The sequence below is a fragment of the Pseudomonas sp. MEJ086 genome (genome assembly GCF_030209025.1).
Classification (GTDB): Bacteria; Pseudomonadota; Gammaproteobacteria; order Pseudomonadales; family Pseudomonadaceae; genus Aquipseudomonas; species Aquipseudomonas fulva_A.
In genome coordinates this window covers 108,068-131,911 of the sequence record NZ_JARVSV010000008.1, presented here as the reverse complement: position 1 = coordinate 131,911, position 23,844 = coordinate 108,068, and the positions used below count along the sequence as shown (strand labels likewise).

Genomic DNA, 23,844 nt, shown 5'->3' with positions numbered 1-23,844 from the left:
CGCGCTATCCTATGCCCGCCTAACGGCCACTCGGCGCGTACAAATGTTTCAACCCGTGTCCATCGAATGCCCTGAGAGCCGCGCCAGCGGCTCAACACAGCCCCTTCGAGGGCAACCGGCCAGTACCGCGGACTGACGCCAGCCAAGGCGTATCGCCATTGCCGTAGGTGCAGCCTCCTGCCTAAAATCCCCCGCTTTTCGCTCTTTTCGATAACTATAAGGACGCGTCATGTCCAACAAGCCTTCACTTCCGCTGGGGATCGCACGCGTCATCGACGCGGTGAACTTTCGCTTCGGCCAGGCCTGCTCCTGGTTGACCCTGTTTCTGGTCCTCGGCACGGCGCTGGTCGTGGTATTGCGCTATGGCATGAACCTGGGCGCGACCGCGCTGCAGGAAGCCGTGCTCTACGCCCATGCCCTGGTGTTCATGGGCGCTTCGGCCTGGGCACTGCAACGCAATGCGCACGTGCGTGTGGATATCTTCTATCAGCAGTTCAGCGGCCGCCGTCAGGCGCTGGTCGAGGTGCTCGGCACCCTGTTCCTGCTGCTGCCGGTCTGCCTGTTCCTCGGCTGGGCCAGCTGGGATTACGTGGCCAACTCCTGGTCGACCCGCGAGGGCTCCAGCGAATCGGGCGGCCTGAAGTTCGTCTACCTGCAGAAGAGCATCATTCTGGTGCTGGTGGTCAGCCTGACCCTGCAAGGTATCTCCAACCTGATCAAGGCGATCTACCTGCTCCTCGGTGTGCTGCCCGAGCCGGAGGTGAAACATGGCTGAAGTCATGTCGATCCTGCTGTTCGTGAGCATCTGCGTGGTGCTGATGGGCGGTTTTCCGGTGGCCTTCACCCTGGCGGGCGTATCCCTGCTGTTCGCCGGCATCGGCATCGCAACCGGCACCTTCGACGCCGGTTACCTGAGTGCCCTGCCCAACCGCCTGTTCGGCATCATGAACAACCAGACCATGCTGGCCGTGCCGCTGTTCGTGTTCATGGGCGTGATGCTGGAAAAATCCAAGGTTGCCGAAGACCTGCTGGAATCCATGTCGCGCCTGTTCGGCGGCATCCGCGGCGGCCTGGCGATTTCGGTGTGTCTGGTGGGCGCGTTGCTCGCGGCCAGCACCGGCATCGTTGGCGCCACCGTGGTGACCATGGGCCTGCTGGCCCTGCCGACGCTGCTCAAGCGTGGTTTCGACCCGGCGGTCGCTACCGGCACCCTGGCCGCCACCGGCACCCTGGGGCAGATCATCCCGCCATCCATCGTGCTGGTCCTGCTCGGTGACGTGATGTCCAGCGCCTACCAGCAGGCTCAGTTGCGCATGGGCATCTTCTCGCCGAAGACCGTGTCGGTAGGCGACCTGTTCATGGGCGCCCTGGTGCCGGGTCTGCTGCTGGTGGTGCTGTATGTCGTCTACCTGATCATGGTGGCGATCTTCCAGCCGAAGAAGATGCCGGTGGTTCCCAAGGAAGAGCTGGGCGACGTGGAATGGGGCAAGCTGCTCGGTTCGCTGGTACCGCCGCTGGCCCTGATCATCGCAGTGCTCGGTTCGATCCTCGGTGGTTACGCGACGCCTACCGAAGCAGCGGCCATCGGTGCGGTCGGTGCGACCCTGCTGGCGCTGTTCAAGGGCCAGCTGAACCTGACGCAGTTGCGCGCCGTGGCCCAGGGCACCACGGAAATTTCCAGCATGGTGTTCCTGATCCTGATCGGCGCCTCGCTGTTCTCTCTGGTGTTCCGTGGCTTCGGCGGTGAAGCGCTGATCGAGGACGTGTTCCAGCAACTGCCAGGCGGCGTGCTCGGCGCGTTCTTCCTGGTCATGCTGGTGATCTTCCTGCTCGGGTTCATACTCGACTTCATCGAGATCATCTTCGTGGTGGTGCCGATCGTCGGGCCCGTGCTGCTGGCCATGGGGCTGGATCCGGTCTGGCTCGGGGTGATGATCGCCCTGAACCTGCAGACCTCGTTCCTCACTCCACCGCTGGGCTTCTCGCTGTTCTACCTGCGCGGCGTGACCCCACGCTCGGTAAGTACCGCTACCATGTACCGGGGCGTGATTCCGTTCATCATCATCCAGTTGATGATGCTGGTCATCGCCTACCAGTTCCCGGGCCTGATCACCTGGCTACCGAATCAGGTCTACGGTTCGTAAACTGGCAAGCGGTAAAGAACGCCCGTCTCGACGGGCGTTTTTCATGGCAGCGAGCGAACCTCGAGGCCGCGCAGTGGCCCAACAGGCAACGTCTACCAGGCCGTCGAAGAACGGCCTGCTACAGGAGCAGCATGTTCATGAGCACCACCAACGAACGCATCCAGCTCGGCGACCTGGTCTGCTGGCGCATCCACCACGCCGGTGCCGAGCTGCTGGTGAGCGAGCAAGGCGCGCAGATTCTGCGTTATCAGCCGGCCAGCGGGCAGCCACTGATCTGGCTCAGCGACGAAGCCGCCTATGCGGCCGGGCAAAGCGTGCGCGGCGGGATTCCGGTGTGCTGGCCCTGGTTCGGCGACCTGCAGCGCAACCCCGAGGCGATACGCGCTGCCCATGCACGCCCCGAAAACGCGCCCGCCCATGGGTTGGTGCGTACTTGCGACTGGCAGTTGATCGGTCTGAACACCGAGGAGGACGGCGTGACGCTGTCGTTCGCCTACGACACCGCTGCGCAACCCTTCGCAGAGTGGCCGTTTGCCGCCGAACTGCAGCTCGATATCCATCTCGGCGAGCGCCTCAGGCTGACCCTGACCACACGCAACCTCGGCGACACCGAGCTGCCGATCAGCCAGGCGTTGCACAGCTACTTCGCGGTCAGCGACATCCGCCAGGTGAAGGTCGAAGGCCTGGATGCCTGCCGTTACGTCGACACCCTCGACGGCTGGAAGAAGGTCCGCCAGAAAGGCGCGCTGGCATTCACCGGCGAGACCGACCGCATCTACCTCGATACACCAGCGCAACTGAGCATCGTCGATCCGCTGTGGAAGCGCCGCATTCTCATGCGCAGCGAGGGCTCTGGCTCGGCGGTGGTGTGGAACCCGTGGATCGCCAAGGCCAAGCGCCTGTCGCAGTTCGCCGACGACGCCTGGCAAGGCATGCTCTGCATCGAGCACGCCAACGTGCTGGATGACGCCCTGATTCTCGCGCCGGACGCCGAATACAAGCTGGAAGTGACACTCTGGTCGCAAGCACTCTGAGACATCGCGGCGGTCAGCCCGTACGGGTCAGCGGGCCTCCAGCCTGATAGACTGCCGCGATGCACGCCCTCCACCGGATACCCCGATGCAAGCAAAGAACCCTGCAATCGGCTTGTGTCAGCAAGCCACTTTTCTGATCAGTGCCGCCAAGGTCGACCAATGCCCGGACGACCAGGGCTTTGAGGTCGCCTTCGCCGGGCGTTCCAACGCCGGCAAATCCAGCGCGCTGAACACCCTGACCCACGCCAGCCTGGCACGCACCTCGAAAACCCCGGGGCGCACCCAGTTGCTCAACTTCTTCCGCCTGGACGAAGAACGCCGCCTGGTCGACCTGCCCGGCTACGGCTACGCCAAGGTACCGATCCCGCTCAAGCTGCACTGGCAGAAACACCTCGAGGCCTATCTGGGCAGCCGCGAAAGCCTGCGCGGGTTGATTCTGATGATGGATATCCGTCATCCGCTCACCGAGTTCGACCGCATGATGCTCGACTGGTCCGGCGCCAGTGGCATGCCCATGCACATCCTGCTGACCAAAGCCGACAAGCTGGCTTTCGGAGCGGCGAAGAATGCACTGCTCAAGGTTCAGCAGGAGATTCGCAAGGAATGGGGCGATCACGTCAGCATCCAGCTGTTCTCGGCCCCCAAGCGCATCGGCGTGGAAGACGCACAAACCGTTCTAGGCCACTGGCTGGGCCTGATCGGCGCAGAGGATGAGCCTGAGCAATAACCTTCGCGTCGATCCCTGACGCCCGGCAGATGGAGTGACTACGAACCTCTCGGGTTCGCTTCGCTCGACCCAGGCAACGAAACGCCCCGCAGACGCGGGGCGTTTTGCATTGCGCGAAAGAGATGTACAGGCACGGGGCCACGGTTGAGCTGCCCAGGTCATCGATCGCCGCATCATGCGCACGCATGCTGCACGGGCTGCCAACCTCGGCGCAGAGCGGTTTTGTGCGGGCAGGAGGTTGCGCCTGGGCAATCAGGGTCTACGCTGCAAGAAGGGAATGAGGGGCTGAAGCTGCCTGGCACTTTTCTGCAGGCAAAAAAAACCCCGAACTTCGTATGGGGAGGGAGAAGATCGGGGTTTAAGGGTCTGAACCGCTAGGGCGGGGCTCAGATGTCTGCCAACACTTAACACAACAAAGGAGCATCGAACGGCTTTATGGGCCATTCACAAACTCTGACCGGGTGGACAGAAGTAAAGTTCAGCGATGCTTAGAATGCTTTGTTTGGTCTCGATACCAGCTAAGAATGCTCAGCTCTAAGTGATAACGTGACGCATCTCCCCAAGGCGCTCAATGAGCCTCGTCCCAGTTATTGCCAACACCCACCTCGACGAGCATCGGCACATCCAGCTCGGCGGCCTCGGCCATCAGCGGGCGAATCCGCGCGCTGACCTGCTCGACCAGATCCTCACGCACCTCCACCACCAGTTCATCGTGCACCTGCAAGATCACCCTGGCATCCAGGCCTGACTCGGTCAGCCAGTTATCCACAGCCACCATGGCTTTCTTGATGATGTCCGCAGCAGTGCCCTGCATCGGCGCGTTGATCGCTGTACGCTCGGCACCGGCACGCTCCTGAGGGCGGCTGGACTTGATCTGCGGCAGGTACAGGCGACGCCCGAACAGGGTCTCCACGAAGCCCTGCTCGGCAGCCTGCTGACGGGTGCGGTCCATGTACTCGCGCACACCCGGGTAGCGGGCGAAATAGGTCTCGATGTAAGCCTTGGCGGTTTTGCTGTCCACGCCGATGTCCTTGGCCAGCTTCTGCGCCCCCATGCCGTAGATCAGGCCGAAGTTGATGGCCTTGGCGCTACGCCGCTGATCGGAGGTCACCTGATCCAGTTCGACCTTGAACACTTCGGCAGCCGTCGCGGTGTGCACGTCGAGGTTCTCGCGGAAGGCATTCATCAAGCCTTCATCGCGTGACAGGTGCGCCATGATGCGCAGCTCGATCTGCGAATAGTCCGCCGCCAGCAGCTTGTAGCCCTCGGGCGCGATGAAGGCCTGGCGAATACGCCGGCCCTCGGCGCTGCGCACCGGGATGTTCTGCAGGTTAGGGTCGCTGGACGACAGGCGCCCCGTGGACGCGACCGCCTGTTGATAACTGGTGTGGATACGCCCGGTACGCGGGTTGATCTGCTCCGGCAGGCGGTCGGTGTAGGTGCTCTTGAGCTTGCTCAGGCTGCGGTACTGCATCAGCACCTTGGGCAGTTCGTAGTCCTGCTCGGCCAGCTCGGCGAGTACCGCTTCGGCAGTCGAAGCCTGACCTTTGGCGGTCTTGCTGATGATCGGCAAACCGAGCTTTTCATAAAGGATGGCGCCCAGTTGCTTGGGCGAGCCGAGGTTGAACTCTTCGCCGGCCACCTCGAACGCCTCACGCTCCAGCGCGACCAGCTTTTCGCCCAGTTCCTGGCTGTGACGGCCCAGCAGGTTGGCATCGACCAGCGCACCGTTGCGCTCGATACGCGCCAGCACCGGCACCAGGGGAATTTCGATATCACGCAGCACGCTGGCCAGGCTCGGCTCCTGCTCCAGACGGCTCCACAGGTGCTGGTGCAGACGCAGGGTCACGTCGGCGTCCTCTGCGGCATAAGGGCCGGCCTGTTCCAGGGCGATCTGGTCGAAGGTCAGCTGCTTGGCACCCTTGCCGGCGATGTCCTCGAAACGGATGGTGCTGTGCCCCAGGTACTTGAGCGACAGGCTGTCCATGTCATGGCGTGTGGCGGTGGAGTCCAGCACGTAGGACTCGAGCATGGTGTCGAACGCCACGCCCTGCACGGTGATGGGCGTGGAGGCATTGGCGAGGACATTGATGTCGTACTTGGCGTGCTGGCCGACCTTGGCCTTGGCCGGGTCTTCGAGAATCGGCTTGAGCGCGCGCAGCACGGCATCACGATCCAGCTGCTGCGGGACGCCCATGTAGCTGTGGGCGACCGGCACGTAGGCAGCTTCACCGGCCTTGACCGCGAACGACAGACCGACCAGCTGCGCCTGCTGAGCATCGACGCTGGTGGTTTCGGTATCGAAGGCGATCAGTTCGGCCTGCTGCAACTGGACGAGCAGCGCATCGAACTCGCCCTGCTCGAGGATCGTGCGGTAATGGCCGGTAACCGCCACCGGCTCGCTTTCGGCAACGGGAGCATCACCTGCAACGGGCGCAGCGGGTTCAGGGCTGCTGAACAGATCGTCGGCAGCCGGTGTGAGCTCTGTCCTGGCCCTGGGCTTGGGTGCGGCGCTCTTGTTCTGGCGCAGCAGTTCATCGAGCCAGCTCTTGAACTCCAGCTCTTCGTAGAGCGGTATCAGTGCTTCGACATCGGGCTCGCCGGGGTACAGCCTGGCGTAATCGAGGTCCAGCGGCACGTCCAGCTTGATGGTCGCCAGCTGATAGGACAGATAGGCCATCTCACGGTGTTCTTCGAGCTTGGCCGGCAATGTCTTGGCGCCGCGAATCGGCAGGCCTGGCACCTTGTCGAGGTTGGCGTAGAGCACGTCGAGGCCGCCGCCGACACCGACCAGCAGACCCAGAGCGGTTTTCTCACCGACACCGGGCACGCCTGGAATGTTGTCGACCTTGTCGCCCATCAGCGCCAGGTAGTCGATGATCAGCTCAGGGCCGACACCGAATTTCCCTTTCACGCCCTCGATGTCGTAAACGCTACCGGTCATGGTGTTGACCAGCGTAACGTGCTGGCACACCAGTTGCGCCATGTCCTTGTCACCCGTGGAGATCACCACGTCACGGCCCTCGGCGGCGCTCTGCCGGGCCAGGGTGCCGATCACGTCATCCGCTTCCACGCCTTCGATGCACAGCAGCGGCAGGCCGAGCGCACGCACGCTGGCATGCAGCGGCTCGACCTGCAGGCGCAGTTCGTCGGGCATCGGTGGACGGTTGGCCTTGTACTCGGCGAACAGTTCATCGCGGAAGGTCCCGCCCTTGGCGTCGAAAACCACCGCGAAGGGGCTGTCCGGGTACTGCCGGCGCAGGCTGCGCAGCATGTTCAACACCCCTTTGACCGCGCCGGTGGGCAGGCCCCGGGAGGTGGTCAGGGGCGGCAGGGCATGGAAGGCGCGGTACAGGTAAGAGGAACCGTCGACCAGGACGAGGGGGGCTTGGCTCATGAGCGTGATCAACCTTTTCGGCGGGCGTGGCGCTAGAATACGCAGCACCGTTGATATCAAAGGGACAAGGTTACCATGGGACCACTGAATCGCTTGATCCTGCTTGCCGTGCTGGCCAGCGTGCCATTCGCCGCTCAGGCCGATGACGCCCCCTCGGCGGATCCTGATGTAACCATCCGCCAGGACGGCGACCGAACCGTGGAGGAGTACCGGGTCAACGGCTTCCTCTACGCCATCAAGGTCACCCCGAAAGGTGGCAAACCCTATTTCCTGGTTCGGGCCGACGGCAGCGACGGCAATTTCGTGCGGTCCGATTCGCCGGACATGCTGATCCCGGCCTGGGAAATCTTCAGCTGGTAAGGCAGTCAATTCATGTCGGTGTTCACCCCGCTGCAACGTCCGCAACTGGATACGTTTCTCGCCCCCTACGGGCTCGGCCGTCTGCTCGACTTCCAGGGCATCGAGGCCGGTAGCGAGAACAGCAACTTCTTCGTCAGCCTGGAGCAGGGCGAGTTCGTGCTGACCCTGATCGAACGCGGACCAAGCGACGATCTGCCGTTCTTCATCGAGCTGCTGGACGTGCTCCACGATGCCGGCCTGCCGGTGCCCTACGCGTTGCGCACCGACAGCGGCGAAGCCTTGCGCAGCCTGGCTGGCAAGCCGGCGCTGCTGCAACCGCGACTGAGCGGCAAGCACATCAGCGCGGTCAACGCCCACCATTGCCAGGAAATCGGCGGCCTGCTGGCGCGCATTCACCTGGCGACCCGCGAAAGCCCGTTGCCACGCAAGAGCGATCGGGGCCTGGAGTGGATGCTGCGTGAAGGTGCAGCACTGGCCCTGCGGCTGCCTGCCGAGCAGGCCAGCCTGCTGAACGACGCCCTGGAAGAGATCGCCACATTGCAGGAACGCGTGCGCAAACTGCCGGGTGCCAATCTGCATGCCGACCTGTTCCGCGACAACTGCCTGTTCGAAGGCACGCACCTGAGCGGAGTGATCGACTTCTACAACGCCTGTTCGGGGCCGATGCTCTATGACCTGGCCATCGCAGTGAACGATTGGTGCTCGGATGAGCAAGGGCGACTGAATGCCGAACGTACCCGTGCACTGCTCGGTGCCTACGCCGCACTGCGTCCGTTCAGCGCCGCCGAAGCCGAGCTGTGGCCTGCTCTGCTGCGCATCGGCTGCGTGCGTTTCTGGCTATCGCGGCTGATCGCCGCAGAAGCCTTCGCCGGCCAGGACGTGCTGATTCACGATCCGGCCGAGTTCCAGCGTCGTCTGGCCGAACGTCAGCACGTCGACCTGGCGTTGCCGTTCGCGCTGTAGATCTCCGGCGGGACCGGGGGCTTGTAGCATCCAGTCGCGTATGCCCTGGCTCAGCGCCTGTACCGTTCGAGCGCTTGCCCCTATGCTGCGGCTCTCATCCGCTGCTACCGGTGAAACGCGGCTGGCAGCTCGATCGCCACTGACTCGCGCGAAATCGAGTCAGGTTCACGACCTTGCAGCGGGCCCCTATGCAATCACCGACGCCCAATCACAAAGGGCGCCCGGCGCCCGCTACACCCGCCACCTGGGCAATGCGTATTCTCGGCGCGATCGTCTTGCTGGTGCTCGCCGTGGCGATCTGGAACGCCTGGGATCACCAGGCCTTCATCGCCTGGCGCGAAGAAGCCGGGGTGCTGCCGTTTTTCCTCGCCATGGCGATAGCGCCTGCGCTGGGTGTGCCCATCACGCCCTTCTTCATCGTCGCCGGCGCGACCTTCGGTGTGCCTATCGGGCTCGCCGGCAGCGCGGTCGCCCTGTCGGCCAATCTGCTGCTGTGCTACTGGATAGCCCGCAGCGGCCTGCGGCCCTGGCTAGGTCGCCTGCTCGCACGTACTCGCTACAGCATTCCCGACTTCGAGAAGGGTGATGGTGCGCTGCGTTTCGCGCTGCTGGTGAAGCTGGCCCCGGGCGTACCGATCTTCATCAAGCACTACCTGCTCGGTATGGCCGGGGTCCCCTTCTGGATCTACTTCGGGGTTTCCGGGCTGATCACCGGCATCTACGCGGTGGCCTTCGTGGTACTGGGTGAGTCGCTGCTCGAGCATGATCTGGGCAACAGCGCAGGGGCCCTCGCCGTGCTGGGCCTGGTCGCGCTGGCGATCTACCTGATACGCCGACGCTTCACCGCCAGGCAAGGCATCGAATGAGCGGGCCGCGGGCTTGTCGCACCGAAGCCTGAATGCCCGGTCTCAGAGCTTGCCCAGGCAACCATCCAGACCATCGGCCAGGCCCTGCAGCAGGCTTTCGTAACCGGCTGCACTGACCGGTGCCGCCGCGCCCATGGCGTCGAGCTCGGCCAGGGTAGCCGGCAGCCCGGCGGTCAGGGTCTCGGCCAGACGCGGACGCAGCGGAGGCTCGCTGAATACGCAGCTCGGCCCTACGCGCTGCAGTTGCTCGCGCATCGCCGCCACATGACGGGCACCCGGCTGCACTTCGCTGGCCACGCTGAACACGCCGATATGCTTGAGGCCATAGGCGGCCTCGAAGTAGTCGAAGGCCTCATGGAAAACGAAGAAGGGCTTGCTCGCCAGCGGCTTGAGCTGAGCCTGCAGACGCGGCTCCAGTGCATCGAGACGCTCGTCGAACGCGTGCAGATTGGCTTGATAACGCGGTGCGTTGGCGGGATCGGCCTCGCTCAGATCGGCGGCCATGCGTGCGGCAATCACCCGAGCGTTGGCCGGCAACAGCCACAGGTGGGCGTCCAGACTGCCAGGACGGTGGTCGTGGTCATGCTCGCCGAGTGCTTCATGGGCAACCTCGTCACCGTGGTCGTGGTCGTGGTCGTGGTCGTGACCATCGTCCTCACCGAAATGCCGCAGCGTCATGTCTGGCAGGCTCTGCACGGCGACGCTGGGCTTCTCGCGGGTAGCCAGAACGCGGGGCATGAAGCTCTCCATGTCCGGTCCGATCCAATACAGCAGATCCACCTCCTGCACCCGGCGCATGTCCGAGGGGCGCAGCGCGTAGTGGTGCGGTGACGCACCCGGCGGCAGCAAAACCTCGGGTTCGCCCACTCCCTCCTGCACCGCAGCGGCGATCAGTTGCAACGGTTTGATGCTGGTGAGTACCCGAACATCGGCCTGGGCAACCGGTACGAGACAGAACAGGCTTAGAGACAGGACGAGCAGGCGAGAAAAAAACAACGGCATGGCGACGGGTCATTCAGAGAGCAAAGGAGCTATACAATAACATTTCCTCGAAAAGCCGTCGCAGGTTCCTCATCAGGTCTATCTGTGAGCCACAGTAAAATTCAAAATCGATATATTCATGGTGTTTTTTATTCTTTTTAGCTGATTTCCATTTGCGGCACAGTAGCTCCAGACCTTTTGAGGAAAGGACATGGAAAATCCAGCTCGGCGACTGGTCGCCCAATGGTTCGTGCAGAACCAGCGCTGGCTGCACGCCCGCCTGTATCGCCGCCTGGGCTGTACCCACAATGCCGAAGACCTGGTTGCGGAAACGTTCCTGCGCGTACTCAGCCTGCCGGACCCCGCTCAAATTCGCGAACCACGGGCTTTGCTGACCACCATCGCGCAACGCCTGATGCAGGAAAGCTGGCGGCGCCGGGACCTGGAGCGCGCGTACCTGCAGATGCTCGAAGAGCTTCCCGAACAGGTTCACCCCTCGCCGGAAGAGCGCCTTTTGCTGATCGAAACACTGGTAAGGCTCGACCAACTCCTCGATGGCTTGCCCGGCCAGGGCAAGGCTGCATTTATCCACAGCCAGATAGGCGGGCTGACCTATATGCAGATCGCTGAACGACTGAGCATTTCGCCCAGCCGCGTGCAGCAATACATGACCGAAGCCTTCAAGCTCTGCTACGGAGCACTGCAGCAATGAGCGAGCAACCGCTGAAAAGCGTGGTCGACGAGGCTGCGCACTGGATGATGCGCCTGCAATCCGGTGATATCAGCGAGGACGAGCGCCAGGCGTTCATCGCTTGGCAAAACAGCCATCCCACACACGTTCAGGTATTCCAGCGCCTTGCCGACAACCTTGGCCTGCTGCGCCGCGAGCCTCTGCTTCGGCTCTCGGACGAGCAGGTGCTGCGCACCATCAACACGCCCTCGAGCCGACGCGATTTCCTGCGCGGCAGTCTCGCCGTGGTCGGCGCCGTCGCTCTTGGCACGCTAGGGCTGCACCTCAATCGCACCGGCCTGGTGCTACCCGGCGACCTCTACACCGCAACAGGCGAGCGCACCACCCACGACCTGGCGGACGGTAGCCGGCTGAGCCTGGATGCACGAACCCGAGTGACGCCGGACTTCGGCTCCCAGCGCCGAGGCCTGCATTTCCATCATGGCGGCGCGCTGCTGGATGCCCCTATCACGGCGACACCACTCATTCTCGACAGTCCGGCAGGTCGCCTGAGCAGTCTGGGTGGCCGCCTCATCCTGCGCAGTCGCGCTGCCGGGCAGTTGCAGCTCACGGTGTTCGATGCCGAGGTACGCCTGGCCAACGGTCAACAGTTGCAACCTGGTAGCAACGTGAACCTGGACAGCACCGGCGTCATCGGACAAAGCCCGTTACGCGGCAACGAAAGCGCCTGGCTCGACGGTCTGCTGGAGGTGGATGACCGCCCACTTGGCGAGGTTGTCGATGCCCTGCGTGCCTATCGCAACGGCGTCTTGCGGTTGTCCGCGACCGCCGCGAGCCTGCGCACCAGCGGCCTGTATCCCCTCGATGACAGTGACCGAGCCCTGCAACTGCTGGCACAGACGCTGCCGATCCGCATCAGCCGCTTTGGCGACCTGTGGGTCAGTATCGAACGAGCGTGAGGCAGAAATGCATAAGCTCATGACCAATCGTTCCAAGGATTTTCTGCAGCTTTCTCCGCGTCATCGCTCATTGCAGAAAACCAAGGATGAGACGTCTGCCATGCACACTCCGATCAGTACCCTGTTCAAACCTTCCTCCCTGGCCCTGGCGCTGGTGCTCGGCGCCAGCTGGGCACAAACCAGCCTGGCGCAGAGCGCGGCGACCCAGCAGGCACGCAGCTTCCAGGTTCCGGCTGGCCCGCTTGGCCAGGTGTTGCTAGGGATCTCCCGGCAGAGCGGCCAGTTGATTTCCTTCGATCCGGCACTGGTTCAGGGCCGACAGGCAGATGCCGTCAGTGGCCAGCTCAGCGTCGACCAGGCCATTTCGCAAGCGTTGCAGGGCAGTGGCCTGGGCTTTTCCAGGGATGCCGATGCGGTAATCGTCAGTCCTGGCGCCGCTGCCAACCGACCTGTGACGCCCTCTGCCGCGGCAGCCGCAACAGTCCAGCCGGCACTGGCGCCGCGCCTGGACAGCGTGATCGTCACGGGCACTCGCTCACAGGAGCGCACCGCCAGCGCGTCGCTGTCGCCTATCGATGTCATCAGCGGCGACAGCCTGCGCAACACCGGCTCGGAAGAGCTTGGCGCAGTACTGGCGCGTCTGGTGCCGTCGATCAACTTCCCGCGGCCCAGCCTGGTGGACGGTGCCGAGCTGGCCCGCCCGGCGCAATTGCGTGGCCTGTCACCGGATCAGGTTCTGGTGCTGGTCAACGGCAAACGCCGCCATACCGGCGCCTTCGTCAACCTTGGTGGGGCCATCGGTCGCGGTTCGGCTCCGGTCGACCTGAACGCCATTCCAGTCGCGGCGGTGGAACGTATCGAAGTGCTGCGTGACGGCGCCTCGGCGCGCTACGGCTCGGACGCCATTGCCGGGGTGATCAACGTGATCCTCAAGCAGGATGCCGAAGGCGGCTCGGTGAGCAGCAAGTTCGGCCAATACAAGGATGGCGACGGTATCCAGCGCCAGCTCAGCGCCAACAGCGGCCTCGCGCTTGGCGACAATGGCTGGCTGAACCTGACTATTGAAGGCGGCAACAACGATTACACCAACCGCGCGGGCAAAGATCTGCGGCCTGGCAGCGTCGGCTCTACCACCTATGGCCAGCAGGTGTTCCGCCAGGGTGAACCTGCGACCGAGGAAGGCAAGCTGTTCCTCAATGGCGAGTACGCATTGCAGAACGGCGCGGAACTCTATGCCTTTGGCGGCTACAGCCGCCGCAAGGGTGAGACCGCTGCGTTCTACCGCGCCAGCAACGCCGGCAACAACATCCCGGCCCTGTATCCGGACGGTTACCTGCCGCTGATTCGCGGTGAGCTGCAGGACAGCTCGCTGACCACCGGCCTGCGCGGCGAGCTGGCGGATGACTGGCGCTACGACCTGTCGCTCAACTACGGACGCAACGAATACGAAATCAGCACCCGAACCATCAACCCGGACCTGTACCGCGACACAGGCAGCACACCGTTCTCGTTCGACAATGGCACCTTGAGCAACGAACAGAAGCAGATCAACCTGGACCTGGCTCGGGATTTCGAGCTGTCCTGGCTGCCTTACCCGCTGAGCGTGGCATTCGGTGCCGAATACCTGCACCAGAACTACGAGCTGGAAGCCGGTGAAACCGGCTCCTACTACCGGGGTGGCAGTTCCGGCCTGGCGGGCTTCCGTGCCGCCGACGCCGGCGAATGGAGCCGCCACAACCTGGCGCAGTACCTCGACCTGGAGACCAACCTGACCGAGCAGTTCGGTATCTCTGCCGCGGTGCGTCACGAGGACTACAGCGACTTCGGCTCGAACATCAGCGGCTCGCTGGCCGGGCGCTACGACTTCACCCCGCAAGTGGCCCTGCGCGGCAGTGTGTCCACCGGTTTTCGTGCGCCATCACTTGCCCAGCAACATTTTGCCCAGACCTCCTCGCAGTTGATCGGCAGCACCATTCAGGAGGCCGGCACCTTCCCCGCCGACTCGCAGGTCGCCCGCCTGCTCGGCGCCGAGGATCTGAAGGCGGAGAAATCGCGCAACTACAGCCTGGGTCTGGTACTCAACCCATTGGACAGCCTGCAGCTCACCGCCGACGTCTACCGTATCGACATCCGAGATCGCATCACCCTGTCGTCCAACCTCGACCTGAGCAACAACCCGGCGGCGCTGGCTTACCTGCAGGCCAACGGTGTCGGCGACATCAGCTATACCACGGCCCGCTACTTCAACAACGCCGTGGACACCCGCACCACCGGCGTCGATCTGGTCGCCAACTACCGCCACAGCTTCGCCAATGACCTGCGCTGGAACAGCACGCTGGGCTACAACTACAACCGGACCAAGGTCACCGACGTCAAGGACAACCCGGCAGTTCTCGACAGCCTGGGGCTGAACCTGTTGCGCGTGGACCGTCGCGAGCGACTGGGCCTGCTTGGCGATACCACTCCCAAGCACAAACTCACCTTCAGCAACGACCTGAGCGTCGGCAACTGGACACTGCGCAGCAACCTGGTGCGTTACGGCAAGTTCACCAGCTATCAGAACAATGCGGCCAACGACCAGACCTTCGACGCCGCCTGGATTCTCGACCTGGCAGCGGATTACGCACTCGACAACTGGCTGTTCACCGTGGGCGGCGACAACATCACCGATGAACGACCGGAGCGCCTGCTCGCAGCCAACTCCTCGGGCGGCAATCTGAAATACAGCACTTTCTCGCCCTATGGCTACAGCGGCGCCTTCTACTACGGCAAGGTCAGCTACAGCTGGTAACCCCAAGCCCCGGCCTCGCCCGGGGCCACAACTTTCAGGCAGCGATCATGAACCCGGCCAACTCCCCATTCGACTCGCCGCTTGCGCTCACCAGCGCGCTGCTCAGCGCCGAACAGATGCGCCAGTCGATGGAGACCGTGCACCGCCAGCGTGGCGACCAGCCATTCTGGCTGTTCGCTTACGGCTCGCTGATCTGGCGTCCGGAATGCCCGTCGCTGGAGGTGCGCCGTGCACGCCTGCACGGCTACCATCGAGGCCTCTATCTGTGGTCGCACAACCACCGTGGAACCCCGGAACAGCCAGGCCTGGTATTTGGTCTGGACCGAGGTGGCTCCTGCAACGGCTTCGCCTACCGCCTGGCCGAAGAAGAACTGGACTGCCACCTGCTGGCCCTCTGGCGGCGCGAGATGATCGACGCCGCCTACCAGCCGAAATGGCTGACTTGCCGGCTCGAGGACGGCACGCGCATCGACGCCCTGACCTTCGTGCTCAACCGTCAGGGGCCGCACTTCGCCGGCAGCCTGCCGGATCCGGTACTGCGCCAGGTACTGAGCCATGCTCGCGGCCATTTCGGCAGCACCCGTGAGTATGCCGAGCAGACCGCGCGGGCGTTGCGCCAGCACGCCATGCCGGATCGACGCCTGGAAGCAACGCTTGCCCGCTGCGGTTGCAGCGTGGACGTTCCGACATGATGGCGAAGCGCATGCGCCATGCACTACTGGCCAGCCTGGCCCTCTCGCTGGGCGCCTGCAGCGACTCGCTCGGCACACCGGACAACGTACTGGTGATCGCCTGGAACATCGATTCGATCAACACCTTCGACCCGGCGCGCAGTAGCGATATCGTCACCAATGAGGTCATCGCCAACCTCTGCGATACGCTGGTAACACCAGATCCAGAGGATGCCACACGGCTTTTGCCAGGGCTGGCCGAACGCTGGGAGCAATCTGCCGATCGTCGAACCCTGACCTTCCATCTGCGTGCGGATCTGCGCTTCGCCGATGGCCGCAGCGCGACGGCCGAGGATCTGGCCTGGTCGATTCGCCGCAACCTGCAGCTCGGCATGGCCGGTGCCAATGCCCTGCGCGAGTATGGCTTTCGCCTGGAGGACGCCGAGCAGCGCATCCGCGCGCCGGATGACCTGACCCTGCAGCTGCAACTGGATCGCGCCTATCCACAATCGGTGATCATGCAGGCGATTGGCACCCACCGGGTGTCCAGCCTGCTGGATCGCCAGACATTGCTGAGCGAAGCGGTCGATGGTGACCTCGGCAACCGCTGGCTGGGCCGGCACAGTGCTTGCGTCGGTCCCTATCGGCTACGCCAGTGGAGTGCCGGCGAAGTGGCGGTACTGGAGCGCAATCCCGGCCACTGGCAGACGGCGAAACTGGAGCGGGTGATCCTGCGCCATGTCGCCGAGTCGGCCACCCAGCGCCTGCTCCTCGAACGCGACGACGTGGACGTCGCACGCAACCTCAATGCAGAGGACCTGGGGGCGCTCGAGGGCAAGGAGCAGGTGCGCATCGTCGCGGTGGAAAAACCGCAGATGTACTTTCTCGACATCAACAACAACGACCCGATTCTCGGCAACCCCAAGGTACGCCTGGCGCTGCGCTACCTGATCGACTACCAGGCCCTGGCCAGCACGGTGATGCGCTACAACGGCCTGCCCCGCGCCAGCTTCGTGCCGCTGGGCTCGTTCGGCGCCCTCGACGCGGAAAGTGGCCAGCCTTTCAGGCTCGACGTCGACAAGGCCCGGCAACTGCTGAGCGAAGCCGGCTACCCGGATGGCTTCGAACGCCGCCTGTTGTACGGCACGCCGCTGTACTCGGCGCCGGTCGCTCAGCACTTGCAGCACAACGCGGCCCAGGTGGGTATCCGCCTGAACCTGGAGCGCATGACCAACGGCCAGCTGTTCACCCGCATCTTCGCCAACCAGTTCGACATCAGCCTGCACAGCCTCGACAGTAACATTCCGGATGCCCATGGCATGGCATCGCGCCTGGTCTTCAATCCCGAGCCCACGCCACGCAAGGCCACCGGAGCGATGCCGACCGTGTTCGCCAGCTATTACTCCGAGGCAGCCAACCGTGCCGTTGAAAGCGCGCTGCTCGAGCCAGACGAGGCCCGCCGACAGGCGCTCTATCACGACCTGCAACGCCAGCAGATGCAGGACGGCCCGTTTGCCTTCCTGTTTCAGCTCAATCAGGTGGCCGCGCTGCGCACAAGCCTGCAGGGCTGGCAATGGAACGGTTCGCGCAGCTACTACGCCAAGGCCTACAAATGAAGCTGCTCTGCGGCCTGTTATCGGTACTCATCACGCTGCTCGGGCTCGCCGCGCTCACCTTCTGTATTGGTCGCCTGCTGCCCGTCGATCCGGTCCTGGCAATTCTCGGCGAAGGCGCCTCCACGGAGGCCTATGCCGCATTGCATCGCCAGCTCGGGCTGGATCGCAGCCTGGCTGAACAGTTCGGTCGTTACCTGCTGGATGTGCTGCAACTGGACCTGGGCATGTCGCTGGTATCCGGGCAGCCAGTGCTCGCCGATATCGCCCGGGTGTTTCCGGCCACTCTGGAGCTGGCCAGTGTGGCCATGCTGATCGGCACGCTACTGGGCATTCCGCTCGGCGTGCTGGCCGCGATGCGCCGCAACGGCCCGCTCGATCATGGCGTAAGAATAATCGGCCTGCTGTGCTATTCGACGCCGAGCTTCTGGCTCGGCCTGATGGCTCTTGCGCTGTTCTACGCCGTTCTTGGCTGGGTCGGCGGGCCAGGCCGACTGGATTTCGCCTACCAGTGGAATTACCAGAACGTCACTGGTTTCGTCCTGCTCGATGCCCTCTGGCAGGGCGAATGGGCAGTGTTGCGCAATGCCTGGGCACACCTGGTGCTGCCGGCATCGATCCTCGGCCTGAGTGCCTTCGCCTATATCAGCCGCATGACACGCAGCTTCATGCTCGAACAGCTGCAGCAGGAGTACATCGTCACTGCCCGGGTCAAGGGCCTGTCCTGGACACGCACGGTATGGCTGCATGCCTTCCCCAACATCGCCGTGCAGCTGGTGACGGTAGTGGCGCTGGCCTATGCCTTTCTGCTGGAAGGCGCGGTGCTGATCGAAACGGTATTCGCCTGGCCCGGATTCGGTCGCTACATGACCAATGCCCTGATGGCCGGTGACATGAACGCCGTGGTCGGCTGCACCTTGTTGGTGGGGCTGATCTTCGTGCTGCTCAACCTGTTCAGCGACCTGCTCTACCGCCTGCTCGACCCACGCGCCCGGGAGGCCCTGTGATGCAAAGCGCTCCAACTCGGGCCGAGACGATCTGGCAGGCACGCAGCCGCCAGAGCGCCCTGGCCGTGCGCCGTTTCTGCAGCAATCACTCGGCACTGGCCGGGCTGGTGATTCTCCTGCTGCTCGTTACCCTGGCGGTGATTGCACCCTGGCTGGCTCCGGGCGACTTCAATGCACAGGATCTTGCCGCAACGCTGCAAGCGCCCTCGGCACGGCACTGGCTGGGTACCGATGAGCTGGGCCGCGACATTCTCGGCAGGCTGCTGCACGGCACCCGGCTGACGCTGTATATCGCCCTGCTCTGCGCCATCATCGTCACGCCCCTTGGCCTGCTGATCGGCGTTTGCGCCGGCTACTTCGGCGGCTGGACCGACCGTGTGCTGATGCGTGTCGTCGACCTGTTCCTGGCCTTTCCCGGGCTGATTCTGGCCCTGGCCTTCGTCGCGGCCCTCGGCCCAGGCATCGACAATACGATCATGGCCATCGCCCTTTCCGCCTGGCCCCCGATAGCGCGACTGGCGCGGGCCGAAACGCTCGCCATCCGCCAGGCGGATTACCTTGCCGCGGCACGCCTGCTCGGCGCCTCGCACCTGCGCCTGATCGTGCTGCATATCGTGCCTCTGTGCCTGCCCTCGGTGGTGGTACGCGTGACTCTGAACATGGCGGCGATCATCCTTGCCGCTGCCGGTCTCGGCTTTCTCGGCCTCGGCGCCCAGCCTCCCAGCCCGGAATGGGGCGCGATGCTCGCCAGCGGACGGGAGTATGGCCTGACCGCATGGTGGGTAGCCGCCGGACCAGGTTGCGCGATCCTGATCGCCAGCCTGGCTTTCAACCTGTTCGGCGACGGTTTGCGCGACGCCCTGGATCCCCGCCATGACTGACCTGCTCAAAGTAGAAAATCTGCGCGTGGGCTTCAACGGGCCACGCGGCCAGCATGAAGCGGTGCGCGGCATCAGCTTCTCGCTGCGCGCGGGCGAAAAGCTGGGCATCGTCGGCGAGTCGGGCAGTGGCAAGTCGCAGACTGCCCGTGCGTTGCTGCAGATTACCGCCCGCGGCGGCCATGTCAGCGCCAGCCGCATGAGCTTCGACGGCATCGACCTGATCCGGGCAGATGAACGGCAGATGCAGACGATACGTGGTCGACGCATCTCGATGATCCTTCAGGATCCGAAGTTCTCGCTCAACCCGCTCAAACGGGTCGGTGAGCAGATCGCCGAAACCTGGCGGCTGCACCACCCCAACGCCCGCGAGCAAGCGCGTCAACGCAGCCTGGCGATGCTCGAGGCAGTGCAGATCCGCGAACCACAGCGGGTCTACGAGCTGTACCCCCATCAGGTATCGGGCGGCATGGGTCAGCGCATCATGATCGCCATGATGCTGATCACCGAACCGCAGTTGATCATCGCCGATGAACCGACCTCGGCACTGGACGTGACCGTACGCCGCCAGTTCCTGAGCGTTCTCGATGAGCTGCTGGCGCGCCAGGGCTCCAGCCTGTTGCTGATCAGCCATGATCTGGATCTGGTCGCCGGGTTCTGCGACCGCATCCTGGTCATGTATGCCGGGCGCATCGTCGAACGGCTGGCCGCCCGTGATCTGCATCTGGCTCGCCACCCTTACACCCGCGCACTGCTGGCCAGCCGCCCCGACCTGCATAGCCCGCAGGACTGGCTGACGGTCCCGCAACGTACCCCGGACTGGTCACGGCCACTCGAGGAGTTCGACGCATGAGCCTGCTGCTGGAGGTAAGCGATCTGGTCGTCGATTACGCGGGGCGCCAGGTCGTCGAGGGTGTATCCCTGCACATCGAGCGTGGCGGTGCCTACGGCCTGATCGGCGAATCGGGCTGCGGCAAGTCCAGCGTATTGCGCGCCCTAGCGGGGCTGGTGCGCTACCGGGGCCAGGCACGTCTGGAGGGTAGTGATCTGCGAGGTACGCCACGGGGCGTCCTCGCCAGACGCCTGCAGATGGTGTTTCAGGATCCCTATGCGTCGCTGCATCCGCGCAAGACGGTAGAACAGGTGTTGCGCGAACCGCTGCGCATTCACCGCCTCGATGGCAGCGAACGCCGACTGCTGAACATGCTCGACGAGGTTGGGCTGTCCCGCGAGCTGCGCTTTCGCTACCCCCATGAGCTCTCCGGTGGCCAGCGCCAGCGCGTGGCGATTGCCCGCGCACTGATTCTCGAGCCGGACCTGCTGCTGCTCGACGAACCGACTTCCGCGCTGGACGTTTCGGTGCAGGCGGAAATCCTCAACCTGCTCAAACGATTGCAGCGTGATCGCAATCTCGCCTACCTGCTCGTCAGTCATGACCTGGCAGTGGTGGCCCATCTCTGCCCCAACCTCGGGCTGATGCAGGAGGGTCGTATCATCGAATCACTGAGCGCCGACCAGATCCGTCATAACCAGGCCGAAGCACCCTACAGCCGTACTTTCCTGGCAGCCAGCCAGGCCTTTTGATCGCCGTCAGGCGACCGTCAGCCGCATTCATTTGGCGCGCGATGGCCGATGCGTAATAGAATAACGTCCTACGCTTCGAGGCCCTCGCCATGTACAAACCCGTCAGCGTCGTGCCGCCTTTGGCATCGCGCCCCCATGACCACTCCCACTGCGTCAGCCACGCGCTGGCCGAAGCCGAGGCCATCTGCGCTCGCCAGGGCCTGCGCCTGACCACTCTGCGCAAGCGGGTGCTGGAGCTGGTATGGGCCAGCCACAAGCCGCTGGGCGCCTACGACATTCTTGGCGTGCTCAGCGAGGAAGATGGCCGCCGCGCTGCACCGCCGACCGTTTATCGCGCCCTGGATTTCCTCCTCGAAAATGGCCTGGTGCACCGCATCGCCTCGCTCAACGCCTTCGTTGGCTGCAGCCATCCGGCACACGCTCACCAGAGCCAGTTCCTGATCTGCCGCAGTTGCAATGCCGCCGTGGAGCTGGAGCAGACAGCGATCAGCGACGCCATCGTCACCGGCGCCAAGGGTGTCGGCTTCAACGTCGAAAGCCAGACCGTGGAAGTCGTCGGCCTGTGCGCAGGCTGCCAAGGCAGCAAATGAGCGACGCACTGATTCGCCTCGAAGGCGTGACTGTCGGTTTCTCCGGGCAGACGGTGCTCGATAACGTCGAGCTGACCATCAAACCCGGCGAGATCGTCACCCTGATCGGCCCCAACGGCGCCGGCAAGACCACCCTGGTACGCGCGGTGCTCGGCCTGCTCAAGCAGGACAGCGGCAGCGTCTGGCGCAAGCCCAAGCTGCGCATCGGCTACATGCCGCAGAAACTGCACGTCGACCCGACCTTGCCGCTCAGCGTGCTGCGCTTTCTGCGCCTGGTACCCGGCGTCGACCGTGCCCGGGCCCAGGCGGCGCTGGCGGAGGTGGGTGCCAGCCAGGTGCTCGACAGCCCGCTGCAGGGTATCTCCGGTGGCGAACTGCAGCGCGTGCTGCTGGCCCGTGCCCTGCTGCGCGAACCGCAGTTGCTGGTGCTCGACGAGCCGGTCCAGGGCGTCGACGTCGCCGGCCAGGCCGAGCTGTATCGGCTGATCACCCGTTTGCGCGATCGCCATGGCTGCGGCGTGCTGATGGTCTCCCACGATCTCCATCTGGTGATGAGCACCACCGATCAGGTGGTGTGCCTGAACCGTCACGTGTGCTGTTCGGGGCATCCCGAGCAGGTCAGTTTCGATCCGGCCTTCGTCGAGCTGTTCGGCCGCGACGCCCAGAGCCTGGCCGTCTATCACCACCACCACGACCATGAACACGACCTGCATGGCGGCGTGGTCAGCGACAAACCGGGCCTGACCATCAACGGCCCGGTTCGCCCCCATGTACACGGAGATGGCTGCACGCATGGCTGATTTTCTGCTCAACGCCCTGCTCGCTGGCCTCGCTCTGGCGCTGGTCGCCGGCCCGCTGGGCTCCTTCGTGGTGTGGCGACGCATGGCCTACTTCGGCGACACCCTGTCCCATGCCGCGCTGCTCGGTGTGGCCCTGGGGCTGATGCTGGACGTCAGCCCGACCTTCGCGGTGACCGTCGGCTGCGTGCTGCTGGCGATCCTGCTGGTCACCCTGCAGACCCGCCAGCCACTGGCCAGCGATACGCTGCTCGGCATCCTCGCCCACAGTACGCTGTCGCTGGGCCTGGTGGTGCTGAGTTTCATGCGCGACGTACGCATCGACCTGATGGGCTACCTGTTCGGCGACCTGCTCGCCGTCAGCACCACCGATCTGGCCTGGATTCTTGCTGGCAGTGCTCTGGTACTGATCCTGCTGGTGCTGATGTGGCGCCCGTTGCTGGCGATTACCGTGCACGAGGAACTGGCCAGGGTGGAAGGTCTGCCGGTGGCAGCGATCCGCCTCGGTCTGATGCTGCTCATCGCCATCGTCATCGCAGTGGCCATGAAGATCGTCGGCGTGCTGCTGATCACCTCGTTGCTGATCATCCCCGCCGCTGCCGCGCAGCGACATGCGCGCACCCCGGAACAAATGGCCTTTGGCGCGAGCCTGCTGGGCATCGTCGCGGTGTGCAGCGGCCTCAGCCTGTCCTGGCTGCAGGACACCCCGGCCGGCCCGTCCATCGTGGTTTCCGCAGCCAGCCTGTTCCTGCTCAGTTTCGCACTGCCGCGCCGCCGAGCGTGAATCGCGGAATTTGGTCAGCACACCAGCCAGCGTGTAGAATTGCGTGTTTTTTGCACAAATCGAGACTCGCAGCCATGACATCGTTCCCCCTATGCCGTGCCGCTCTGGCCGCACTGGTTCTGCTGATGGTCGGCTGTCAAAGCCGCCAGGAAGCCGAACCTGCTGCGGCTCCGGCTGCCGTGGCGGTTGCTCCCAGTGCACAGGAGCAGTTCGACGCCAACCTGGCCGCTGGCCAGTTGGCCGAGGCCGAGGCGCAATTCGAAGCGCTGCAGCAGAGCGGTGACCCCGCAGCGGTGCTGCACGCCCAGCGACGCCTGTCCGAAGCCTATCTGCAGGAAGGTCAGAAAGCCCTGGAAAGCGGCGATCTCGACAAGGCCGCCCAATCCCTGGGACATGCGCGCAACCTGATGCCCAAGGCCCCGGCGCTGACCACCGGCCTGGATGGCGCCATCGGCAAGGCCCGTGAAGCCGAGCTGAGCGCAGTCGAGCAGGCCCGCCAGGCCGGTGAGCAGGCCCAGGCCGCGCGTCAGGAACAACTGCGCCTGTTGCGCCAGGCTGCCGAGGCCCAGGCAGCGGCGACCCGTGCCGCCGATGCGCAGCCGGAAGTGCCGGCGAAACTGATCGATCCTGCCGCCAAACGCAGCGAAGTCAGCCTGCCGATGCTGGATAGCCGTGATGAGGCCGCCTTGTTCGAACGCCTCGATGCCGTGGCTGCGGATGTGGTGACCTTCGATCGCACCGTGCATATCCAGGTGCGCAGCGCCGAGGATCTGCGCCGCGTCACCGGCCTGCTCGAAGCACGGGTGATGAAACGCGACCCGACCTTCAAGCTGACCCTCAGCCATGCCGTGAAACCCGTTCAGGTGCCCCACCTGATACTGAGTGCGCGCAATCGGTAGCTGAAGGGGATGTGCCGCCTGGAGCGGCGCACATCAACCAGCTTTTTAGCTATAAACATAGGCCTACAAATATCTTTGAGGCCTAACAAGCGCCGGATAAACTAGCGC

General features: G+C 64.1%; 22 protein-coding genes. 20 read left to right on the top strand and 2 right to left on the bottom strand.

The features are described 5' to 3' along the window. Positions 1–229 precede the first annotated feature (229 nt). From QRN22_RS05855 to yihA, 4 genes are all read left to right on the top strand, one after another. A complete protein-coding gene (locus QRN22_RS05855) occupies positions 230–775 on the top strand; it encodes a TRAP transporter small permease subunit (protein WP_042553590.1) in 546 nt (181 codons plus the stop codon). Then, positions 768–2,144, top strand: coding sequence for a TRAP transporter large permease (locus QRN22_RS05850; protein WP_042553591.1), 1,377 nt, complete (start codon positions 768–770; stop codon positions 2,142–2,144). The genes QRN22_RS05855 and QRN22_RS05850 overlap by 8 nt, the downstream gene beginning before the upstream one ends. A 137-nt stretch (positions 2,145–2,281) precedes the next feature. Beyond that, positions 2,282–3,178, top strand: a complete 897-nt coding sequence (locus QRN22_RS05845) for a D-hexose-6-phosphate mutarotase (protein WP_042553654.1) — start codon at positions 2,282–2,284, stop codon at positions 3,176–3,178. Positions 3,179–3,263: 85 nt separating this feature from the next. Continuing rightward, on the top strand, positions 3,264–3,905 hold the full coding sequence (gene yihA, locus QRN22_RS05840) for a ribosome biogenesis GTP-binding protein YihA/YsxC (protein ID WP_042553592.1): 642 nt from the start codon (positions 3,264–3,266) through the stop codon (positions 3,903–3,905). 568 nt (positions 3,906–4,473) lie between these two features. Here yihA and polA read toward each other — a convergent pair. Next, positions 4,474–7,302 carry a DNA polymerase I gene (polA, locus tag QRN22_RS05835; protein ID WP_042553593.1) on the bottom strand — a complete coding sequence of 943 codons (2,829 nt, stop codon included), beginning with the start codon at positions 7,300–7,302 and terminating at the stop codon, positions 4,474–4,476. A gap of 75 nt (positions 7,303–7,377) precedes the next feature. On the opposite strand from polA, the gene QRN22_RS05830 reads away from it, so the two are divergent. The 3 genes from QRN22_RS05830 (at position 7,378) to QRN22_RS05820 (ending at position 9,491) form a co-directional block, all read left to right on the top strand. Beyond that, complete coding sequence (locus QRN22_RS05830) at positions 7,378–7,662, top strand: DUF2782 domain-containing protein (RefSeq protein ID WP_042553594.1); 285 nt, start codon at positions 7,378–7,380, stop codon at positions 7,660–7,662. A 12-nt stretch (positions 7,663–7,674) separates the two neighbouring features. Continuing rightward, on the top strand, positions 7,675–8,625 hold the full coding sequence (locus QRN22_RS05825; RefSeq protein ID WP_042553595.1) for a homoserine kinase: 951 nt from the start codon (positions 7,675–7,677) through the stop codon (positions 8,623–8,625). 173 nt (positions 8,626–8,798) lie between these two features. Next, complete coding sequence (locus tag QRN22_RS05820; protein WP_156152693.1) at positions 8,799–9,491, top strand: TVP38/TMEM64 family protein; 693 nt, start codon at positions 8,799–8,801, stop codon at positions 9,489–9,491. A 42-nt stretch (positions 9,492–9,533) separates the two neighbouring features. On the opposite strand, the gene znuA is transcribed toward QRN22_RS05820, so the two are convergent. After that, positions 9,534–10,493 (bottom strand): zinc ABC transporter substrate-binding protein ZnuA, encoded by a 960-nt coding sequence (gene znuA / locus QRN22_RS05815; protein WP_042553597.1) that lies wholly within the window; start codon positions 10,491–10,493, stop codon positions 9,534–9,536. 190 nt (positions 10,494–10,683) lie between these two features. Between znuA and QRN22_RS05810 the strand changes: the two genes are divergently transcribed. From QRN22_RS05810 to QRN22_RS05745, 13 genes are all read left to right on the top strand, one after another. Then, positions 10,684–11,184 (top strand): sigma-70 family RNA polymerase sigma factor, encoded by a 501-nt coding sequence (locus QRN22_RS05810; protein ID WP_042553598.1) that lies wholly within the window; start codon positions 10,684–10,686, stop codon positions 11,182–11,184. Then, entirely contained in the window at positions 11,181–12,122 is a 942-nt protein-coding gene (locus tag QRN22_RS05805) for a DUF4880 domain-containing protein (protein ID WP_042553599.1), read from the top strand. Before QRN22_RS05810 ends, QRN22_RS05805 begins: the two co-directional genes overlap by 4 nt. A 19-nt stretch (positions 12,123–12,141) precedes the next feature. Beyond that, entirely contained in the window at positions 12,142–14,913 is a 2,772-nt protein-coding gene (locus tag QRN22_RS05795; protein ID WP_331386687.1) for a TonB-dependent receptor domain-containing protein, read from the top strand. Between the two features lie 47 nt (positions 14,914–14,960). Then, entirely contained in the window at positions 14,961–15,605 is a 645-nt protein-coding gene (locus QRN22_RS05790; protein ID WP_042553600.1) for a gamma-glutamylcyclotransferase, read from the top strand. Positions 15,606–15,616: 11 nt separating this feature from the next. Further along, positions 15,617–17,200, top strand: coding sequence for an ABC transporter substrate-binding protein (locus QRN22_RS05785; protein ID WP_197077008.1), 1,584 nt, complete (start codon positions 15,617–15,619; stop codon positions 17,198–17,200). Beyond that, positions 17,197–18,204, top strand: a complete 1,008-nt coding sequence (locus tag QRN22_RS05780) for an ABC transporter permease (protein WP_197077009.1) — start codon at positions 17,197–17,199, stop codon at positions 18,202–18,204. Before QRN22_RS05785 ends, QRN22_RS05780 begins: the two co-directional genes overlap by 4 nt. Continuing rightward, positions 18,204–19,085, top strand: a complete 882-nt coding sequence (locus QRN22_RS05775; RefSeq protein WP_042553603.1) for an ABC transporter permease — start codon at positions 18,204–18,206, stop codon at positions 19,083–19,085. The genes QRN22_RS05780 and QRN22_RS05775 overlap by 1 nt, the downstream gene beginning before the upstream one ends. Then, positions 19,078–19,935: an ABC transporter ATP-binding protein gene (locus QRN22_RS05770; RefSeq protein ID WP_042553604.1), complete on the top strand. Its 858-nt coding sequence runs from the start codon at positions 19,078–19,080 to the stop codon at positions 19,933–19,935. Before QRN22_RS05775 ends, QRN22_RS05770 begins: the two co-directional genes overlap by 8 nt. Then, positions 19,932–20,666, top strand: coding sequence for an ABC transporter ATP-binding protein (locus QRN22_RS05765; RefSeq protein ID WP_042553605.1), 735 nt, complete (start codon positions 19,932–19,934; stop codon positions 20,664–20,666). Before QRN22_RS05770 ends, QRN22_RS05765 begins: the two co-directional genes overlap by 4 nt. Positions 20,667–20,755: 89 nt before the next feature. After that, positions 20,756–21,256, top strand: a complete 501-nt coding sequence (locus QRN22_RS05760) for a Fur family transcriptional regulator (protein ID WP_042553606.1) — start codon at positions 20,756–20,758, stop codon at positions 21,254–21,256. After that, entirely contained in the window at positions 21,253–22,056 is an 804-nt protein-coding gene (gene znuC / locus QRN22_RS05755; protein WP_042553607.1) for a zinc ABC transporter ATP-binding protein ZnuC, read from the top strand. The genes QRN22_RS05760 and znuC overlap by 4 nt, the downstream gene beginning before the upstream one ends. Further along, positions 22,049–22,837, top strand: a complete 789-nt coding sequence (znuB, locus tag QRN22_RS05750; RefSeq protein WP_042553608.1) for a zinc ABC transporter permease subunit ZnuB — start codon at positions 22,049–22,051, stop codon at positions 22,835–22,837. Before znuC ends, znuB begins: the two co-directional genes overlap by 8 nt. A gap of 74 nt (positions 22,838–22,911) precedes the next feature. After that, positions 22,912–23,736, top strand: coding sequence for a hypothetical protein (locus QRN22_RS05745; protein WP_042553609.1), 825 nt, complete (start codon positions 22,912–22,914; stop codon positions 23,734–23,736). Positions 23,737–23,844: the final 108 nt, after the last annotated feature.

Bases quoted from the DNA above. Each gene is read 5' to 3' on its own strand.
- QRN22_RS05830 (WP_042553594.1), top strand. From the start codon at position 7,378: ATGGGACCACTGAATCGCTTGATCCTGCTTGCCGTGCTGGCCAGCGTG.
- QRN22_RS05805 (WP_042553599.1), top strand. From the start codon at position 11,181: ATGAGCGAGCAACCGCTGAAAAGCGTGGTCGACGAGGCTGCGCACTGG.
- QRN22_RS05770 (WP_042553604.1), top strand. From the start codon at position 19,078: ATGACTGACCTGCTCAAAGTAGAAAATCTGCGCGTGGGCTTCAACGGG.
- QRN22_RS05845 (WP_042553654.1), top strand. From the start codon at position 2,282: ATGAGCACCACCAACGAACGCATCCAGCTCGGCGACCTGGTCTGCTGG.
- znuC (WP_042553607.1), top strand. From the start codon at position 21,253: ATGAGCGACGCACTGATTCGCCTCGAAGGCGTGACTGTCGGTTTCTCC.
- QRN22_RS05795 (WP_331386687.1), top strand. From the start codon at position 12,142: ATGACCAATCGTTCCAAGGATTTTCTGCAGCTTTCTCCGCGTCATCGC.
- polA (WP_042553593.1), bottom strand. From the start codon at position 7,302: ATGAGCCAAGCCCCCCTCGTCCTGGTCGACGGTTCCTCTTACCTGTAC.
- QRN22_RS05785 (WP_197077008.1), top strand. From the start codon at position 15,617: ATGCGCCATGCACTACTGGCCAGCCTGGCCCTCTCGCTGGGCGCCTGC.
- QRN22_RS05790 (WP_042553600.1), top strand. From the start codon at position 14,961: ATGAACCCGGCCAACTCCCCATTCGACTCGCCGCTTGCGCTCACCAGC.
- QRN22_RS05745 (WP_042553609.1), top strand. From the start codon at position 22,912: ATGACATCGTTCCCCCTATGCCGTGCCGCTCTGGCCGCACTGGTTCTG.
- QRN22_RS05780 (WP_197077009.1), top strand. From the start codon at position 17,197: ATGAAGCTGCTCTGCGGCCTGTTATCGGTACTCATCACGCTGCTCGGG.
- QRN22_RS05775 (WP_042553603.1), top strand. From the start codon at position 18,204: ATGCAAAGCGCTCCAACTCGGGCCGAGACGATCTGGCAGGCACGCAGC.
- QRN22_RS05765 (WP_042553605.1), top strand. From the start codon at position 19,932: ATGAGCCTGCTGCTGGAGGTAAGCGATCTGGTCGTCGATTACGCGGGG.
- QRN22_RS05855 (WP_042553590.1), top strand. From the start codon at position 230: ATGTCCAACAAGCCTTCACTTCCGCTGGGGATCGCACGCGTCATCGAC.
- QRN22_RS05760 (WP_042553606.1), top strand. From the start codon at position 20,756: ATGTACAAACCCGTCAGCGTCGTGCCGCCTTTGGCATCGCGCCCCCAT.
- znuB (WP_042553608.1), top strand. From the start codon at position 22,049: ATGGCTGATTTTCTGCTCAACGCCCTGCTCGCTGGCCTCGCTCTGGCG.
- QRN22_RS05810 (WP_042553598.1), top strand. From the start codon at position 10,684: ATGGAAAATCCAGCTCGGCGACTGGTCGCCCAATGGTTCGTGCAGAAC.
- znuA (WP_042553597.1), bottom strand. From the start codon at position 10,493: ATGCCGTTGTTTTTTTCTCGCCTGCTCGTCCTGTCTCTAAGCCTGTTC.
- QRN22_RS05825 (WP_042553595.1), top strand. From the start codon at position 7,675: ATGTCGGTGTTCACCCCGCTGCAACGTCCGCAACTGGATACGTTTCTC.
- yihA (WP_042553592.1), top strand. From the start codon at position 3,264: ATGCAAGCAAAGAACCCTGCAATCGGCTTGTGTCAGCAAGCCACTTTT.
- QRN22_RS05850 (WP_042553591.1), top strand. From the start codon at position 768: ATGGCTGAAGTCATGTCGATCCTGCTGTTCGTGAGCATCTGCGTGGTG.